At 51.2% G+C, this 14441-nt stretch carries 13 protein-coding genes; 1 reads left to right on the top strand and 12 read right to left on the bottom strand.

Annotation, left to right across the window (positions count from 1 at the left end):
* Window positions 1-17 precede the first annotated feature (17 nt).
* The 3 genes from FRIGORI9N_RS10040 to ppsA are packed head-to-tail and all read right to left on the bottom strand — an operon-like array spanning window position 18 to window position 3817.
* Complete coding sequence (locus FRIGORI9N_RS10040) at window positions 18-923, bottom strand: SPFH domain-containing protein (protein WP_138517843.1); 906 nt, start codon at window positions 921-923, stop codon at window positions 18-20.
* A gap of 47 nt (window positions 924-970) precedes the next feature.
* Entirely contained in the window at window positions 971-1393 is a 423-nt protein-coding gene (locus FRIGORI9N_RS10035) for an NfeD family protein (RefSeq protein WP_159570277.1), read from the bottom strand.
* Between the two features lie 15 nt (window positions 1394-1408).
* Complete coding sequence (ppsA, locus tag FRIGORI9N_RS10030) at window positions 1409-3817, bottom strand: phosphoenolpyruvate synthase (RefSeq protein ID WP_159570274.1); 2409 nt, start codon at window positions 3815-3817, stop codon at window positions 1409-1411.
* 136 nt (window positions 3818-3953) lie between these two features.
* Here ppsA and FRIGORI9N_RS10025 point away from each other — a divergent pair, with 136 nt between their 5' ends.
* Complete coding sequence (locus tag FRIGORI9N_RS10025; protein ID WP_159570271.1) at window positions 3954-4790, top strand: pyruvate, water dikinase regulatory protein; 837 nt, start codon at window positions 3954-3956, stop codon at window positions 4788-4790.
* Between the two features lie 6 nt (window positions 4791-4796).
* Here the strand turns inward: FRIGORI9N_RS10025 and FRIGORI9N_RS10020 are convergent, their stop codons facing one another.
* The 9 genes from FRIGORI9N_RS10020 to bamA are packed head-to-tail and all read right to left on the bottom strand — an operon-like array spanning window position 4797 to window position 14393.
* A complete protein-coding gene (locus FRIGORI9N_RS10020; RefSeq protein WP_201301469.1) occupies window positions 4797-6470 on the bottom strand; it encodes a cryptochrome/deoxyribodipyrimidine photo-lyase family protein in 1674 nt (557 codons plus the stop codon).
* Window positions 6471-6517: 47 nt separating this feature from the next.
* Window positions 6518-7339, bottom strand: a complete 822-nt coding sequence (locus FRIGORI9N_RS10015) for an RNA methyltransferase (RefSeq protein WP_159570268.1) — start codon at window positions 7337-7339, stop codon at window positions 6518-6520.
* 8 nt (window positions 7340-7347) lie between these two features.
* Window positions 7348-8004, bottom strand: coding sequence for a ribonuclease HII (locus FRIGORI9N_RS10010; protein ID WP_159570265.1), 657 nt, complete (start codon window positions 8002-8004; stop codon window positions 7348-7350).
* On the bottom strand, window positions 7997-9169 hold the full coding sequence (lpxB, locus tag FRIGORI9N_RS10005) for a lipid-A-disaccharide synthase (RefSeq protein ID WP_159570263.1): 1173 nt from the start codon (window positions 9167-9169) through the stop codon (window positions 7997-7999). Before lpxB ends, FRIGORI9N_RS10010 begins: the two co-directional genes overlap by 8 nt.
* Before the next feature lie 3 nt (window positions 9170-9172).
* Entirely contained in the window at window positions 9173-9961 is a 789-nt protein-coding gene (gene lpxA, locus FRIGORI9N_RS10000; protein WP_159570261.1) for an acyl-ACP--UDP-N-acetylglucosamine O-acyltransferase, read from the bottom strand.
* A gap of 13 nt (window positions 9962-9974) precedes the next feature.
* The gene (fabZ, locus tag FRIGORI9N_RS09995; RefSeq protein WP_236550863.1) at window positions 9975-10424 is read right to left on the bottom strand and encodes a 3-hydroxyacyl-ACP dehydratase FabZ; all 450 of its coding nucleotides are present in this window, start codon (window positions 10422-10424) and stop codon (window positions 9975-9977) included.
* 31 nt (window positions 10425-10455) lie between these two features.
* Window positions 10456-11535 (bottom strand): UDP-3-O-(3-hydroxymyristoyl)glucosamine N-acyltransferase, encoded by a 1080-nt coding sequence (gene lpxD / locus FRIGORI9N_RS09990; protein ID WP_159570258.1) that lies wholly within the window; start codon window positions 11533-11535, stop codon window positions 10456-10458.
* A gap of 9 nt (window positions 11536-11544) precedes the next feature.
* Window positions 11545-12051, bottom strand: a complete 507-nt coding sequence (locus tag FRIGORI9N_RS09985; protein WP_341236432.1) for an OmpH family outer membrane protein — start codon at window positions 12049-12051, stop codon at window positions 11545-11547.
* A 35-nt stretch (window positions 12052-12086) separates the two neighbouring features.
* Complete coding sequence (gene bamA / locus FRIGORI9N_RS09980) at window positions 12087-14393, bottom strand: outer membrane protein assembly factor BamA (RefSeq protein ID WP_159570255.1); 2307 nt, start codon at window positions 14391-14393, stop codon at window positions 12087-12089.
* Window positions 14394-14441 lie beyond the last annotated feature (48 nt).

The following is a 14441-nucleotide window of genomic DNA, read 5'->3' as shown; positions in this document are numbered from 1 at the left end:
TTCAACAAGCCGGGCAATTACTTGCCCTGCTTCACCACCTGCATGGCCGCTGCCACCATAGAACCCATGTTCGACAAGTCGCCGGGTAGAATCAGTGTGTTGCCCACCTTCGCGACGCCCGAGAACGCCTCAATGTACTGTTCGGCCACTTTCAAATTCACCGCTTCCATGCCGCCAGGCTCGGCCACAGCTGCTGCCACTTTGCGCAGTGCCTCTGCAGTGGCTTCGGCTATTTCCTTGATCGCACCGGCCTCACCTTGAGCGCGGTTGATGGCAGCAATTCGATCACCCTCCGAGCGAGCGATAGCAGATTCACGCTCACCATTGGCAATGTTGATTTGTTCTTGCTTGCGGCCTTCGGAAGCGGCGATCAGGGCGCGCTTTTCACGCTCGGCCGTGATTTGCGCCTGCATTGAAAGTAAAATCTCACGAGGTGGCGTCAAGTCTTTGATTTCATAGCGAAGTACCTTGACACCCCAGTTCATGGCGGCTTCATCGAGTGCCTGAACAATCGCAGCGTTGATCATGTCCCGTTCTTCAAAGGTTTTGTCCAGTTCCATGCGACCGATAATCGAGCGCAAAGTGGTTTGCGCCAATTGGGTAATCGCACTGATGTAGTCGCTGGAGCCATAGCTCGCCCGCATGGCGTCTGTGACTTGAAAATACAAAATGCCATCGACCTGAAGTTGTGTGTTGTCTTTGGTAATACACACCTGGCTGGGCACATCGAGGGGAATTTCTTTCAGGGAATGCTTGTAGGAGACGCGCTCAATGAAGGGAACCAGAAAATTCAAACCTGCCTGCAAGGTGCGGTCGTACTTGCCCAAACGCTCGACAACCCACGCACTTTGCTGCGGCACAATGCGCAGGGCCTGACTGACGAACACAATCGCCAGAATCAATATGACAATTGAAACTTCCATGAAAACTCTCCTTTGATTGGCAGGTCTGTGGGACCAGACCAGGCCGATTATGCGTGTGTCGATATGCTTTTGACTTTCAGGACATTGCCCTGAACATCGACAATTTGATGCAGGCCGCTTACAGGCGTTGCGTCAGTGCTCTCTGCAGCCCAGGAGGCACCACGATATTGCACATTGGTACGCCCACCCGCATTCCAGCTGGAAATTTCAAGCTTGTTGCCGATGTCGAGTAAATCATGTTGTTTGTCTGTTTTGCTCCGCTTGACTGAGCGGTTGCGAAGTAGAAGGCTGCCAGCCACCGCAAACACGGCGGCTGTGCCAATTTGAATTTCAAGTCCGTAGCCCAGATAGGCCATCAGTGCACCGATGGCCGCACCCAAAGACACCATGAGCAAGTAAAACGTACCTGTGGTGATCTCGGCAATCAACAAAATACCCGCCAATACCAACCACAGTGAGAAATTGCTCAATGGTGTGACTCCTTTTTACTTTTTGTTGAACTTGTCCGCCAGTTTTTGCCAAGTATCAATGACTGTGTCCGGATTCAATGAAATGGACTCAATTCCCTCGCCGGCCAGCCACAAAGCAAAGTCGGGGTGATCCGAGGGCCCTTGCCCGCAAATACCCACATATTTGCCCTTGGATTTGCAAGCGTCAATGGCTTTGCTTAACAAGGCGCGCACTGCCGGGTCACGTTCGTCGAAATCAGCTGCCAAAATATCCAGCCCAGAATCTCGGTCAAGCCCCAAGGTGAGTTGAGTCAGGTCGTTGGAGCCAATGGAGAATCCATCAAAGTACTCCAGGAACTGATCGGCCAACACCGCGTTGGACGGCACTTCACACATCATGACCACTTTCAGGCCGTTCTCGCCGCGCTTTAATCCGTTGCGACCCAATAAGTCCACCACGCGGGCGGCCTGGTTCAAAGTACGCACAAACGGAATCATGATTTGAACGTTGTCCAGGCCCATTTGTTCGCGAACACGCTTCAAGGCCAGGCATTCCATTTCAAAACATTCGGCAAACTCTTCAGAAATGTAGCGCGCCGCACCCCGGAAGCCCAACATTGGGTTTTCTTCCTCGGGTTCGTAACGGCTGCCGCCGATCAATTTGCGGTATTCGTTGGACTTGAAATCGGACATCCGCACAATCACTGGCTTTGGATAAAAAGCTGCCGCAATGGTTGCAACGCCTTCGGCCAGTTTGTCGACGAAAAATGCAACCGGGCTGGCGTGGCCGCGTGCCACGCTTTCAACTGCTTTTTTCAGGTCAGCATCTACATTGGGGTAATCAAGAATGGCCTTGGGGTGAATGCCAATCGCGTTGTTGATGATGAATTCAAGGCGGGCCAAGCCAACACCTTTGTTGGGCAGTTGGCAAAACTCAAAAGCCAATTGTGGGTTGCCCACGTTCATCATGATTTTTACGGGAATTTCAGGCAGCGCACCGCGTTTCACTTCACTGACTTCGGTTTCCAGCAAACCCTCATAAATATAACCGGTGTCGCCTTCCGAACAACTCACTGTCACCAGCATGCCTTCGGTCAGTTTCTCGGTGGCATCACCACAACCCACCACCGCCGGAATACCCAGTTCACGCGCAATAATCGCGGCATGGCAAGTGCGGCCACCCCGGTTGGTCACAATGGCTGCGGCGCGTTTCATGACCGGTTCCCAGTTGGGATCTGTCATGTCGGTGACCAAAATATCGCCAGCCTGAACACGGTCCATTTCAGATGAATCATTGATGACGCGCACAGAGCCCGCACCAATTTTCTGACCAATTGCCCGACCCGAACTCAAAATTGCTGAATTGCCCTTGAGCTTGTAACGCAACTGTACATCGTTGTCTTTCTGGGAATTCACGGTTTCCGGACGTGCTTGCAAAATGTACAGCTTGCCGTCGATGCCGTCTTTGCCCCATTCAATGTCCATGGGGCGACCGTAATGCTTTTCGATGATCATGGCGTACTTGGCCAACTCGATTACATCGTCGTCGTTCAGTGAATAGCGGTTGCGCTGCTCAGCAGGTACATCCACGGTGCGCACACTTTTACCACTTTCCTTCAGCGCGTCAAATTCCATCTTGATCAGCTTGGAACCAATTTGGCGACGAATAATGGGGTAGCTGCCCGAAGCCAAAGTCGGCTTGAACACATAAAACTCATCGGGGTTAACTGCGCCCTGCACCACTGTTTCGCCCAAGCCATAGCTTGAGGTAATGAAAACAACCTGATCGAAGCCGCTTTCGGTGTCCATGGTAAACATGACGCCAGAAGCTGCTTTGTCAGAGCGGACCATGCGCTGCACGCCCGCACTCAGAGCCACATCTGCGTGGGCAAAGCCCTTGTGAACACGATAGGAAATGGCACGGTCGTTGTAGAGCGATGCAAACACTTCCTTGATTTTTTCCAGTACATCGTCAATGCCAGTGACGTTCAGGAAAGATTCTTGTTGGCCTGCAAAGGACGCGTCGGGCAAGTCTTCAGCAGTTGCTGAAGAACGCACAGCGACTGAAATTTCACCACTGCTTTGCGCCATCATGGTGGCGTAGGAATCGCGAATCTCTTTTTCGAGATCGGCAGGCAACGGTGCCTCAATGACCCAATTGCGGATTTCTGCACCGGCTTGAGTCAACGCCCGAACATCTTCCACGTTCAGGGCATCGAGTTTGGCGTTGATTCGTTCAACCAGATTATTGGCTTTCAGAAACTCGCGGAAGGCATGGGCTGTTGTGGCAAAGCCACCAGGCACACGCACACCGGTTTCTGCCAATTGGGAGATCATTTCCCCCAGAGACGAGTTTTTACCGCCGACAGTTTCTACATCTTCCATTCGAAGTTTTTCGAATGGTGCAACAAGAGCTGTTGGGCTAACTCCTTGATTTGTTGACATTGATTCACCTTGTAGTTCAAAAGAAATAGTGAATGCGGCGAATTGGGTGCACACGCATCGACTATTTCCCCTGATTTCTTTTTATGATTGTAACTGTAACCCGACCTTTTGCCACCGATACATACAGGATTGATTCATGTCAGAAAATGTAAGCCAGGAACGTACGGTAGTTTTTGTGTCAGACGGCACAGGCATTACCGCGGAAACCCTTGGCCACTCGGTGTTGTCACAATTTGAAGGCATCCGGTTCAAGCAAATTCGGATCCCCTTTATTGATTCAGAAGTGAAGGCAATTTCGGCGCGGCAAAAGATCAATGACATTGCAAAATACGATGGTCAAAAGCCGATTGTTTTTAGCACTTTGGTGAACTCGGTCATTAACGACGTGGTGAAACAGGCCGATGGCGTGTTCATGGATTTATTCCTCACCTTCGTAGAGCCTTTGGAAAAAGAGCTGGACATCAAGAGCACTCACCGCATTGGCCGTTCACACACAATTGCAGACAACGAGCAATACAAGAATCGAATTGAAGCAATCAACTACACCCTTGCGCATGACGACGGTCAAACCCACAAAGACCTGCAAGCCGCCGATGTGATATTGGTTGGGGTATCACGTTCAGGTAAAACACCCACGAGCCTGTATTTGGCCATGCAATACGGTATTAAGGCCGCGAACTACCCTTTGATACCTGAGGACTTTGAACGGGGTGAATTGCCAACTGCCCTACCCCCTTTCAAAGACAAAATTTTTGGACTCTCGATTTCACCCGAACGTTTAAGCGAAATTCGCAACGAGCGTCGACCGGGGAGCAAATACGCATCACTGGAAAATTGCAGGCAGGAAATTAAATCGGCTGAATTCATGATGCGCCGCGAGGGCATCAGCTGGTTGAGTTCGACCAGCAAATCGATCGAAGAAATTTCAACGACAATTTTGCAGCAGTTGAATTTGGGTTCGCCGATTTATTAAGCACGCTTAAAACAAGCTTTGTTGTGGGTCAGTTTGTGCAACAGACTCGCCAATTTCTTTTTTCTTGCCGCGTGGCGCAGGCGTGCCATTGCGGTTTGGATTTCTCGAGCCGTGTTTCTCGTAAACACGTTTTGATTCCTCCGCAAAACCTTTGCGATGCCTGAATTCGGTAATGTTCGCTCGCGCTTTGGCAATTGCCGTATCCGGATCAACTATCGGCCAAGGGTAATGTTCACCCACCCTGCAGCCACATTCTTGTTGAATCAAAAGCGGCGTATTCCAGGGTTCTGCTATCCAGGGGTCAGGGATATTTTTCAGTTCAGGTATCCAGCGCCGAATAAACACACCCTTTGGATCATGGTCTTTGGCTTGCTTGACCGGGTTATAAATACGCAAGGTATTAATACCCGTGACGCCAGACTGCATTTGAAACTGAGGGTAGTGAATCCCGGGTTCGTAATCCAGGAATTCACGCGCCAACATGGGCGCAGTATGCCGCCAATCTAGCCACAACTGGTATGAAGCAAAAGCCACCAGCATGGCACGCATGCGAAAGTTGACCCAACCCGTGGCGCGTAGCATTCGCATGCATGCATCAACCATGGGAAAGCCGGTGCGTCCTTCGATCCACGCCATGGCCTTGTTGCTTTCTTCTGGCGTTAACGCTGCAAAATTACGCATGCCGTTCAAGCCGCGGTGAGCTGATCGATATTCAAGCTCAGGTTCGCTTTCCAGTTTTTGAATAAAATGACAATGCCAGTGCAATCGACTTTCAAATGATTTCAGGGACTGTCGCCACTGCGTTTGAACCTTGGGTGGCAGTGTGCTTTCCGCCAGTTGCTGGCGAGCCTGACCCAATTTCTCCAGCACTTCCCGAATGGAAATTACACCAAAAGCCAGGTAAGGAGAGATGCGCGAGCAGGCTGATTCAGCGCTTAAGGGGCTGGACATCTCGAAGCGGTAATTCATTCCGCGTTCATTTAAAAATTCATTCAGACACGCATGCGCATGTCGCCGACCTCCGCGTTGGCGCAAGGCTTTGTCGCTTAATTGTTTTGGATAAAAGTGTGCAACGTGAGCCCATTGGGGCCAAAGTGATCGGTTCAATTGCGTACAGGGCAGTCCATTTTCTTCAAGTTTTTGTTGCAGGCTTTGCGGAAAATCAAACCAGGTGGCTTGCGAAAGCCCCGAGAAAACGGGTTTGGCCAGTACTGGTTTGCGCATGGTTTCGAGCCAAAGCTTGCCCCAGTCGTCGCGGTTTCCAAGCCGCCGCACTACTGCATTAGTCGGAAACTCAACCCAGGTTGTGCTGTGTTTTTTGCACCAGGATTTGATTTCTTTGTCTCGCTCAAAGCTGGCCCAGTTGCCCGTCTCTTCGTGGCTGTAAATGGTGATTTGCTCACAGCACAAAGCCAGTGTTTGCAAGGCAACCGGCGCATTGGCTTTGGCCAGCAACAAGGGCACATGCTCTGGTAAATCCTCAGCGATTTCCTGAAGGCATTCGCGTGCAAACTCAAAATGTTGGGGAGCGCTGTCGGCTTGCCGTATCAGTTTGGGCTCAAGGCAATACAATGCCACCACACAACCCTTGGTCTCGTGTGCTGCCGCAACTGCAGCATGCCAGGGGGCATGGTCGCTAAGGCGCAGGTCTTTTTTTAGCCAAACAAGGTGCAGGTGCATGCGGCAATATCCAAATACCACTGTTTAAGTGTACAGTGTATTTGATTTTACCGTCTTTGCCTGAATTGTTCAAACAAACACACGGCACTGCTGCTGCCCACGTTCAGGCTCTCAATGTATTTGCTTTGTGGAATTCGAATGTGCTCACTTGCACGATCAAGCCAGGCTTGGCTCACGCCCTGCCCTTCGCTGCCAAACACCCAAACACCTGCAGGCTTTAAATTGGCGTCAAACAGGTCGATACTTTTCGGGTGAAGACTGGTAACCCTGACTGGCGTTTTTAGCGGCCCCAAAGAAAGCGCTTTCAGCAACTCAGCTTCGGAATAAAGTTGCAAGCTGAACTGTGCGCCCATGCCTGCACGCAGCACTTTGTCGCTCCAGACCCAGGCGCTGTGGTCGCTCAAGGCCACTTGCTTTATTCCGGCGGCCGCACAATTTCGCAACAAGGTGCCCACATTGCCCGGGTCCTGAATACCATCCAGCAATGCGATGTCGTGGTTTAAATCAATGGTGCTACTGGCATTCACGGGCTCAAAAAATATCATGGGGCCCGTTGGTGTTGCCAGCTTGCTAAGCTTGGCATACAGCGCGTCGCTTAGAACCAGGCAGCGCACTTGCCCTTCTTCCAGCACATCACTTAATGCGGACATGGTGAGCCACTCTGGCTTGTTCAACAGGCTTTGAGGAATCCACACCGATTCAATGCTGACGCCGGGCAGGTGCAACAGGGTTTGCGCAAGGTGCAAGCCTTCAGCCGCAGCCAAGCCACTATTGCGCAAGGCATGGTTCGACGACAGCAGTTTGATGGCTGCTTTCAAGCGTTCGTTTTGGGCAGACTCAATCTGCGTAAAATTGCGTTCGTAACTCATGCCTGCCTTTAAAGTGCCAAGTCTTGTTGAGCACGTTCCAATGCTTCGCGCACAGGTCTGAATGATTTTCTGTGAACCTGTGTTGCGCCATGTTCCACCAACAATGCCATGTGACGGGCAGTGGGATAGCCCATGTGAACATCCAGTTCATACTGGGGATACTGAAGCGCGTGTGTTTTGCACCATTCGTCTCGAGCAACTTTTGCCAAAATGGATCCCGCTGAGATCGCTGGAATTTTTGTATCGCCCTTCACCACTGCAATGGCCCTGTAAGGCCACTTGGGCAATTTGTTGCCATCCACGACCACCAGGCATTGCTCAGGTTTCAGTTTTGCTTGTTCAAGCACCGAATCAACGGCCCGCCACATGGCCAGTAAACTGGCTTGCAGTATGTTCAGGTGATCAATTTCTTCCACAGTTGCCTGGGCCACTGCACTGGCTTGTGCTTGGTGCTTGATCGCTGCGGCCAGGTGCTCTCGTTTTTTAGCGCTTAGTGTCTTTGAACAAGCCAATCCGTCAATGATGTTGGGTTCATGTAACAAGGCAGCGCCCGCCACCACAGGGCCGCAAAGGGGGCCGCGACCGGCTTCATCCACACCAATGACCGAAAGGCCGTGCTGTGCAGCGTATGCCTGAATATCAGGCCATTCATGAAGCTTAACCATGCATGACCTGCTGAATCACGCGGCTTGCAATTTCTCCTGACGGCTTCAACAGGCGCTGGTGCTGTTCTGCAAACAGCGTTTGAAGTTTGTCGCGATTTGCGTCGTTGTCCAGCTGAAAAAGTGCTTTTTCAGCCAAAGCGATCGGTGTTGCATCGTCTTGCAGCAATTCAGGCACCGCAAACTCGTTCAGTAAAATATTGGGCAAACCCACGTAGGGTTGGTAGCCCTTGCCTTTCATCATTTGGTAGCTTAACCAAGGCATTTTGTAGGCAATGACCATGGGCTTGCGGTACATCATCGCCTCTAGGGTGGCGGTGCCGCTGGCCAGCATGACTGCATCAGCTGCCGCCATGCATTCGTGGGACTTGCCCTCGACCAAAGCCCAGCGATCAAGCAATTGCGGCGGAACCATGCTCCTGAACATGTCCAGCAATTTGCTTGCTGGTGGCATCGGAGTAACAAAGCGCAAATCGGGTTTGTGTTTCAGTAGCTCAAGGCCCGCTAGCACAAACGCCGGGCCAATGTGTTTGACTTCGGCCCCCCTGCTGCCCGGTAACACAGCAAGAAGCTGCCCTTCGCTTTGTAAGCCCAACGCAGCGCGATACGCCAAAGGATCAATTTGTTGTGGCACCAATGCAGCCATGGGATGACCAATGTAAGTTGCCGATATACCCTCTTTCGCCAAAATTTCAGGCTCAAAGGGAAATATGCACAACACATGGCTGCATGCCGCTTTTATTTTATGAATACGCTCCATGCGCCAGGCCCAAATGGATGGGCAAACCACATGCACTGTGGGCACTCCGCTTTCACGCAGGGCCAACTCAAGATTCAAATTGAAGTCGGGCGCGTCAACACCCACAAATACTTTGGGGCGATTGTGTACTGACCAATGCTGAATCAGGTTTTTGCGCATTTTCAGCAAACGGGGCAAATGACGCAACACCTCAACATAGCCGCGCACAGAAAGTTCTTCCGATCCGTGTAAAGGCTTGACACCAAGGTCCCTAAGCTTGGGACCAGCAATACCTTCCATTGCCAGTGATTGGGTTTGTATCAGGTGTTCAATCGCCAGGGCACCTATCCAGTCACCAGAAGCCTCGCCAACAGCAATGGCCAGGTCAACCGGGACGGTGGAATAAGGCGTTACCGCAGCGTTCGCCATGACTTAGCGAATAATGCCGCGGGTGGCTTCGTCGAGAAATGCCTTCATGTAGACAAGGTGCGGCTTCGCATCGTCGGGTGCGGCATTGCTCAACGAGTCGATTGACTCCTTTGCTTCGGCAATGCTTAGACCCTGGCGATAAATTGCCTTGTAAGCCCTTTTAATGTTCAGAACCGCATCGGGTGAAAATCCCCTGCGTTTCAAGCCTTCAGAGTTTATGCCTGCCGGCGCAGCCGGGTAGCCCGCTGCCATGACAAATGGAGGTACGTCTTGCATCAACTTGGTCTGGAAAGCCGTCATGGCATGGTCGCCCACACGGATGAACTGGTGAATACCGCTCATTCCCCCCAGGATCACCCAGTCACCAATAATGACGTGACCCGCCAATTGCACGCTATTGGCAATAATGGTGTTGCTGCCAATGTGGCAGTCGTGCGCAATGTGCACATAAGCCATAATCCAATTGTCATTGGCCAGGGTGGTTTTGCCACCGTCTTGCACGGTACCGGTGTTGAAGGTGCAGTACTCCCGAACGGTGTTTCTGTCACCAATGATCAACTCGGTGGGTTCACCTTTGTATTTTTTATCTTGGGGGTCGCCGCCAATGGTGGCCGCCCCATGAAATACATTGTCTTCACCAATGGTGGTGTGGCCGCTAATTACCATGTGTGGGCCAATTTTGGTACGGGCACCAATTTTCACATTGGGTCCGATCACTGAAAACGGCCCAACTTCTACCGTGCTATCCAGTTCTGCCTTGGGATCGACTATTGCAGATGCATGTATGGGCATTTGAAAGTGTTCCTTAAACCTCGCGGGCCGTGCACATTAAATCAGCCAGCGCGACCACATTGCCATCCACAAGCGCTTTCGCAGCGTATTTCCAGATACCGCGCGATACGCGTTCCACTTGAACATCCAGCATCAGTACATCACCGGGCACAACAGGTCGCTTGAAACGACAGTTGTCGATACCCACGAAGTAATACACGAGGTTCTTGTCGGGCGCGGCTTCCATGGATTTAAAAGACAACAAGCCTGCGGCCTGTGCCAACGCTTCCATGATCAACACGCCGGGCATGACCGGGTGGACCGGAAAGTGTCCCGGAAAAAATGGCTCGTTGTAACTGACGTTTTTCTGGGCCAGAATTCGAACATTCGGTTCAAGTTCAAGCACCCGATCTACGAGTACAAAAGGGTAACGGTGCGGCAAATTTTCCAAAATGCCTTTGATGTCCATAACTGGCGTATTCATAGCTTCTGAGTTCACACTTTAAAATTTAGGTTTATTGTTTTTTCAACTCGCGCACTTCATTGCGCAACTTGAGTAATTGCTTGAGAGTTACTGCAGTTTTCTCCCAATCCTTGTGTTCTTGCAAGGGGAAAATTCCGGTGTAGGCACCGGGCTCCTTAATACTGCTCATGACCACAGAAGCCCCGGAGACATGAGTACCATCCGGAATATTCAAGTGACCGAACACCATGGCCGCGCCACCCACTGTGCAGCGTGCGCCAATGGCCGTGCTGCCTGCAATTCCAACGCAGCCCGCCATGGCGGAATGTTCTCCCACCGTGACATTGTGAGCGATCTGGATTTGATTATCCAGTTTTACGCCGAAACCGATCAATGTGTCGTCGATCGCACCCCGGTCAATGGTGGTGTTTGCCCCAATTTCAACCTGATCAGCAATAACAACCCGACCAACTTGCGGAATTTTTACCCAAGCGCCTTTTTCATTGGCAAAGCCAAAGCCGTCTGCACCGATCACCACACCTGCATGAATCACGCAGTGCGAGCCAATTACGCATTCGTCATACACGGTCACATTCGGATAAATTCGGGTGGCATCACCCACTTCAACATGGTTGCCCAAAACTACGCCAGCCTCAATTCGGCTGCCTTCTCCCACTTTGACATGGGCTCCAATCACACAATTGGCAGCAACCATCGCGCTGGGTGCAATTGTGGCGGTGGGATCTACAACAGCACGCGGATGAATACCCGCCTGAGGCTTGAACTCACTGCGGGCTACCCACCATTGTTGTAATTTGGCGTAGTACAGGTATGGGTCGTTCACCAACCAGGCCACGCTGGAAGGTGCATGAGCAGCGCTTTCTTCCAGGTATTGGCAGATTGATTCGAATTGGGATTCGCGAACAAGCACTACACCGGCTTTCGTCGAAAGCAGTTGATCGCGAAACTTGGGGTTGGCAAGAAAGCCGAGGTGGTTTCCCCCGGCTTTTTCAAGTGACTGAATTCCAGTAAGCACAATGTCGCCAGCCACCGTCTGATCACCACCAAACGAAGCCAGTCGGCCACCGAACTGCTCAAGCAGTGTGCTGAGCTTCGTCTCAATGAAATTCATTGATGTGGTTTACTTCGCGTTGTCCAAGCTGCCGAGCACCTGGTCTGTGATGTCGATGCGCTTGTGGGCGTACACTGCTTCCTGGAAAATAATATCGTAGTTTTCCTTTTCAGCAATTTGACGAATGACTCGGTTCGCCCGCTCCACCAGCTCGCCCACCACCTGATTTTTGCGCTGAGCCAAGTCTTCTTCAAATTCGCGACGCTTGCGCTGGAAATCACGGTCCATTTCGGCCAGGTCACGCTGACGACGAACCTTCTCTGCTTCAGGCAAAGTAATGGCATCTTTGTCCAGCTTGGTGGCCTCGGCCTTGACCTTGGTTGCCAGATCTTCCAGTTCTTTCTGACGCTTGGAAAAATCCCGTTCCAGTTTTTTCTGAGACTCGACTGCGAACTTGGAGTCACGCAAAATGCGTTCTGTGTTCACAAATCCGATCTTTGTCGCTGCTTGAGCGTGGGACATGGTTGGCAATACAACTGCCAGGGACAAAGCACCACCAATCAACAATTTTTTCACACTATTCAAAACCGTTCTCCAATATATATTCGAATTTAGAAGCCTGTACCAATCGTGAATTGAACACGTTGGGTTTCGTCCTGAGGCTCTTTGTTCAGCGGCACACCCAAGCTGAATTTCAAAGGCCCAACTGGGGACAACCAGGAAATACCTACACCGGTGGAGTAGCGCAGTTCGCCAAACTTGATTTTCTCATTGGTTTGGAAAACATTGCCTGCGTCCAGGAATGTGAAGGCCCGGAATGTCCGGTCTCTCGACATACCCGGTATCGGGAAGAAAAACTCGGCATTGGCAATAACGCGCTTGGCGCCGCCAATGGGTACATTGTCAGCATCACGCGGCCCCAGAGTGGAGGAGCGATAGCCACGAACCGTACCAATACCACCTGCGTACACATTGCGGAAAATCGGGTAAGGCGAACCGCCCAAGCCGAAACCACCAGTAATCTCGCCGTTCAGTGCCAAGGTATAAAGCTTGCCAATCGGGAAGTAGAACTGTTCCTGGTAAGTGGTGCGGATAAACTCTTGATCGCCAAGCGGCGTTGCATATTCAGCGGTCAAGCGGGTTACACGTCCACGCGTTGGCGCAATGGCTGAATCGCGAGAATCAAACGAATAGCCTGCATTGAGCAAAATGGCGTAGCTGGAATTGCCAAAGTCATTCACGTATCGCTGGAAACGATCCGGGCTGAACGGACCCACTTCAAGATCGGTGCCCTCGTAACCAGCACCAAATGAAATACGCTCGAACTCACTGATTGGGTAACCAAAACGCAGACCTGCACCAGTGGTTTCAATAATGTAGTCACCCAAATTCAATTCGCTGGGGTCTGTGCGGCGGTTGTACACCTCGAAACTGCGGGAGACGCCATCAATGGTGAAATAGGGGTCGGTTTGTGAAAACGAAATTGTGCGGTTCACCTTGCTCGTATTCAACTCAAGGCCCACTGTTTTACCGGTACCAAACAGGTTTTGCTGCTGAATTGCAGCAGAGAGCACCACACTGTCCGTACTGGAAATACCGGCACCGAGCAACAGGTTGCCGGTCGGCTTTTCTTCAACCTGCATGTTTACATCGATTTGATCTGATGTGCCTGGTACTGGTTGAGTTTCAATCTCGACATTGGAGAAATAGCCCAAACGGTCAACACGCTCTTTGGACAACTGGATTTTTCTGGAATCGTACCAAGAAGACTCAAACTGACGGAATTCACGGCGAATTACTTCATCTTTGGTGCGGGTGTTTCCACCCACATTCATGCGGCGGACATAAACCCGCTTACCCGTGTCCACTGCCATATTGATGTTGACCACACGATTTTCGCGATCAAGGTCGGGAATGACGTTGGCATTGGCAAATGCATAACCATAATTACCTAAACGGTCTTGAATGGCTTTGGAGGTATCGGTCAACAATTCGCCATTAAAGGTTTCGCCTTTCTTCATCTTGATCAGCGAGCGCAGTTCGTCATCGCGACCCGTTAACTGACCGGTCAGTTCGATATCACCAAAGGTGAATTTCTCGCCTTCCTTGATGGTGATCGTGATGAAAATGTCTTGTTTGTTGGGTGCGATTTGAACCTGGGTATTCTCGATATTGAAATCGGCATAACCGCGATTCAGGTAAAAAGAACGCAGCTTTTCAATGTCACCACTGAGCTTTTGCCGTGAATACTGATCGTTTTTGCTGTACCAGGACATCCAGCCACCAGTGCTCAGCTGAAATTCCTCAAGCAGGTCTTCCTCTTCAAAATCCTTTGCACCCAGAATTTTCAGTTGTTTGATCGATGCAGACTCGCCTTCGTCAACATTGAAGGTGATGCCTACACGGTTACGTGCCAACTGATCCACTCGGGTTTGAACCTGCGCGCCATATTTGCTGCGTGAAAGGTACTGGCGCTTCAATTCCTGCTCAGCTTTGTCAAGCAGAGACTTATCGAAAATCAGCGATTCGCCGATACCCACACCTTTCAGTGCTTCCTTCAGCGTTTCCTTGTCGAATTCCTTGGTGCCATTGATTTCTACAGAGGCGATCGCTGGGCGCTCAACCACGGTAACAACCAGCACATCGCCTTTTGCAGAAATTTTGACGTCTTCAAAAAAACCGGTCGCAAAAAGTGAGCGGATGGCCTGCAAGGCCTTCTCATCGGTAAATGTGTCGCCCACGCGAATCGGCAGGTAGCTAAACACCGTGCCCGCTTCAGTGCGACGCAATCCTTCCACCTCGATGTCTTTCACCACAAATTGGGTTGCCTGGGCGTGTACAACGCCCACCGACAATGCACAGGTGGCCACGACTGGGTAAACCAAGCGCGCTGGAAACAGAGTACTTCTTATTGTCATTCAGATCGTTCCTACCAGCCCCGTCAGGCTGGAACCAATATATGAAGG

Origin of the sequence: Limnobacter sp. 130, from assembly GCF_902506325.1 — a bacterium.
Lineage (GTDB): Bacteria > Pseudomonadota > Gammaproteobacteria > Burkholderiales > Burkholderiaceae_B > Limnobacter.
This window is presented reverse-complemented; position numbering and strand designations above follow the sequence as displayed.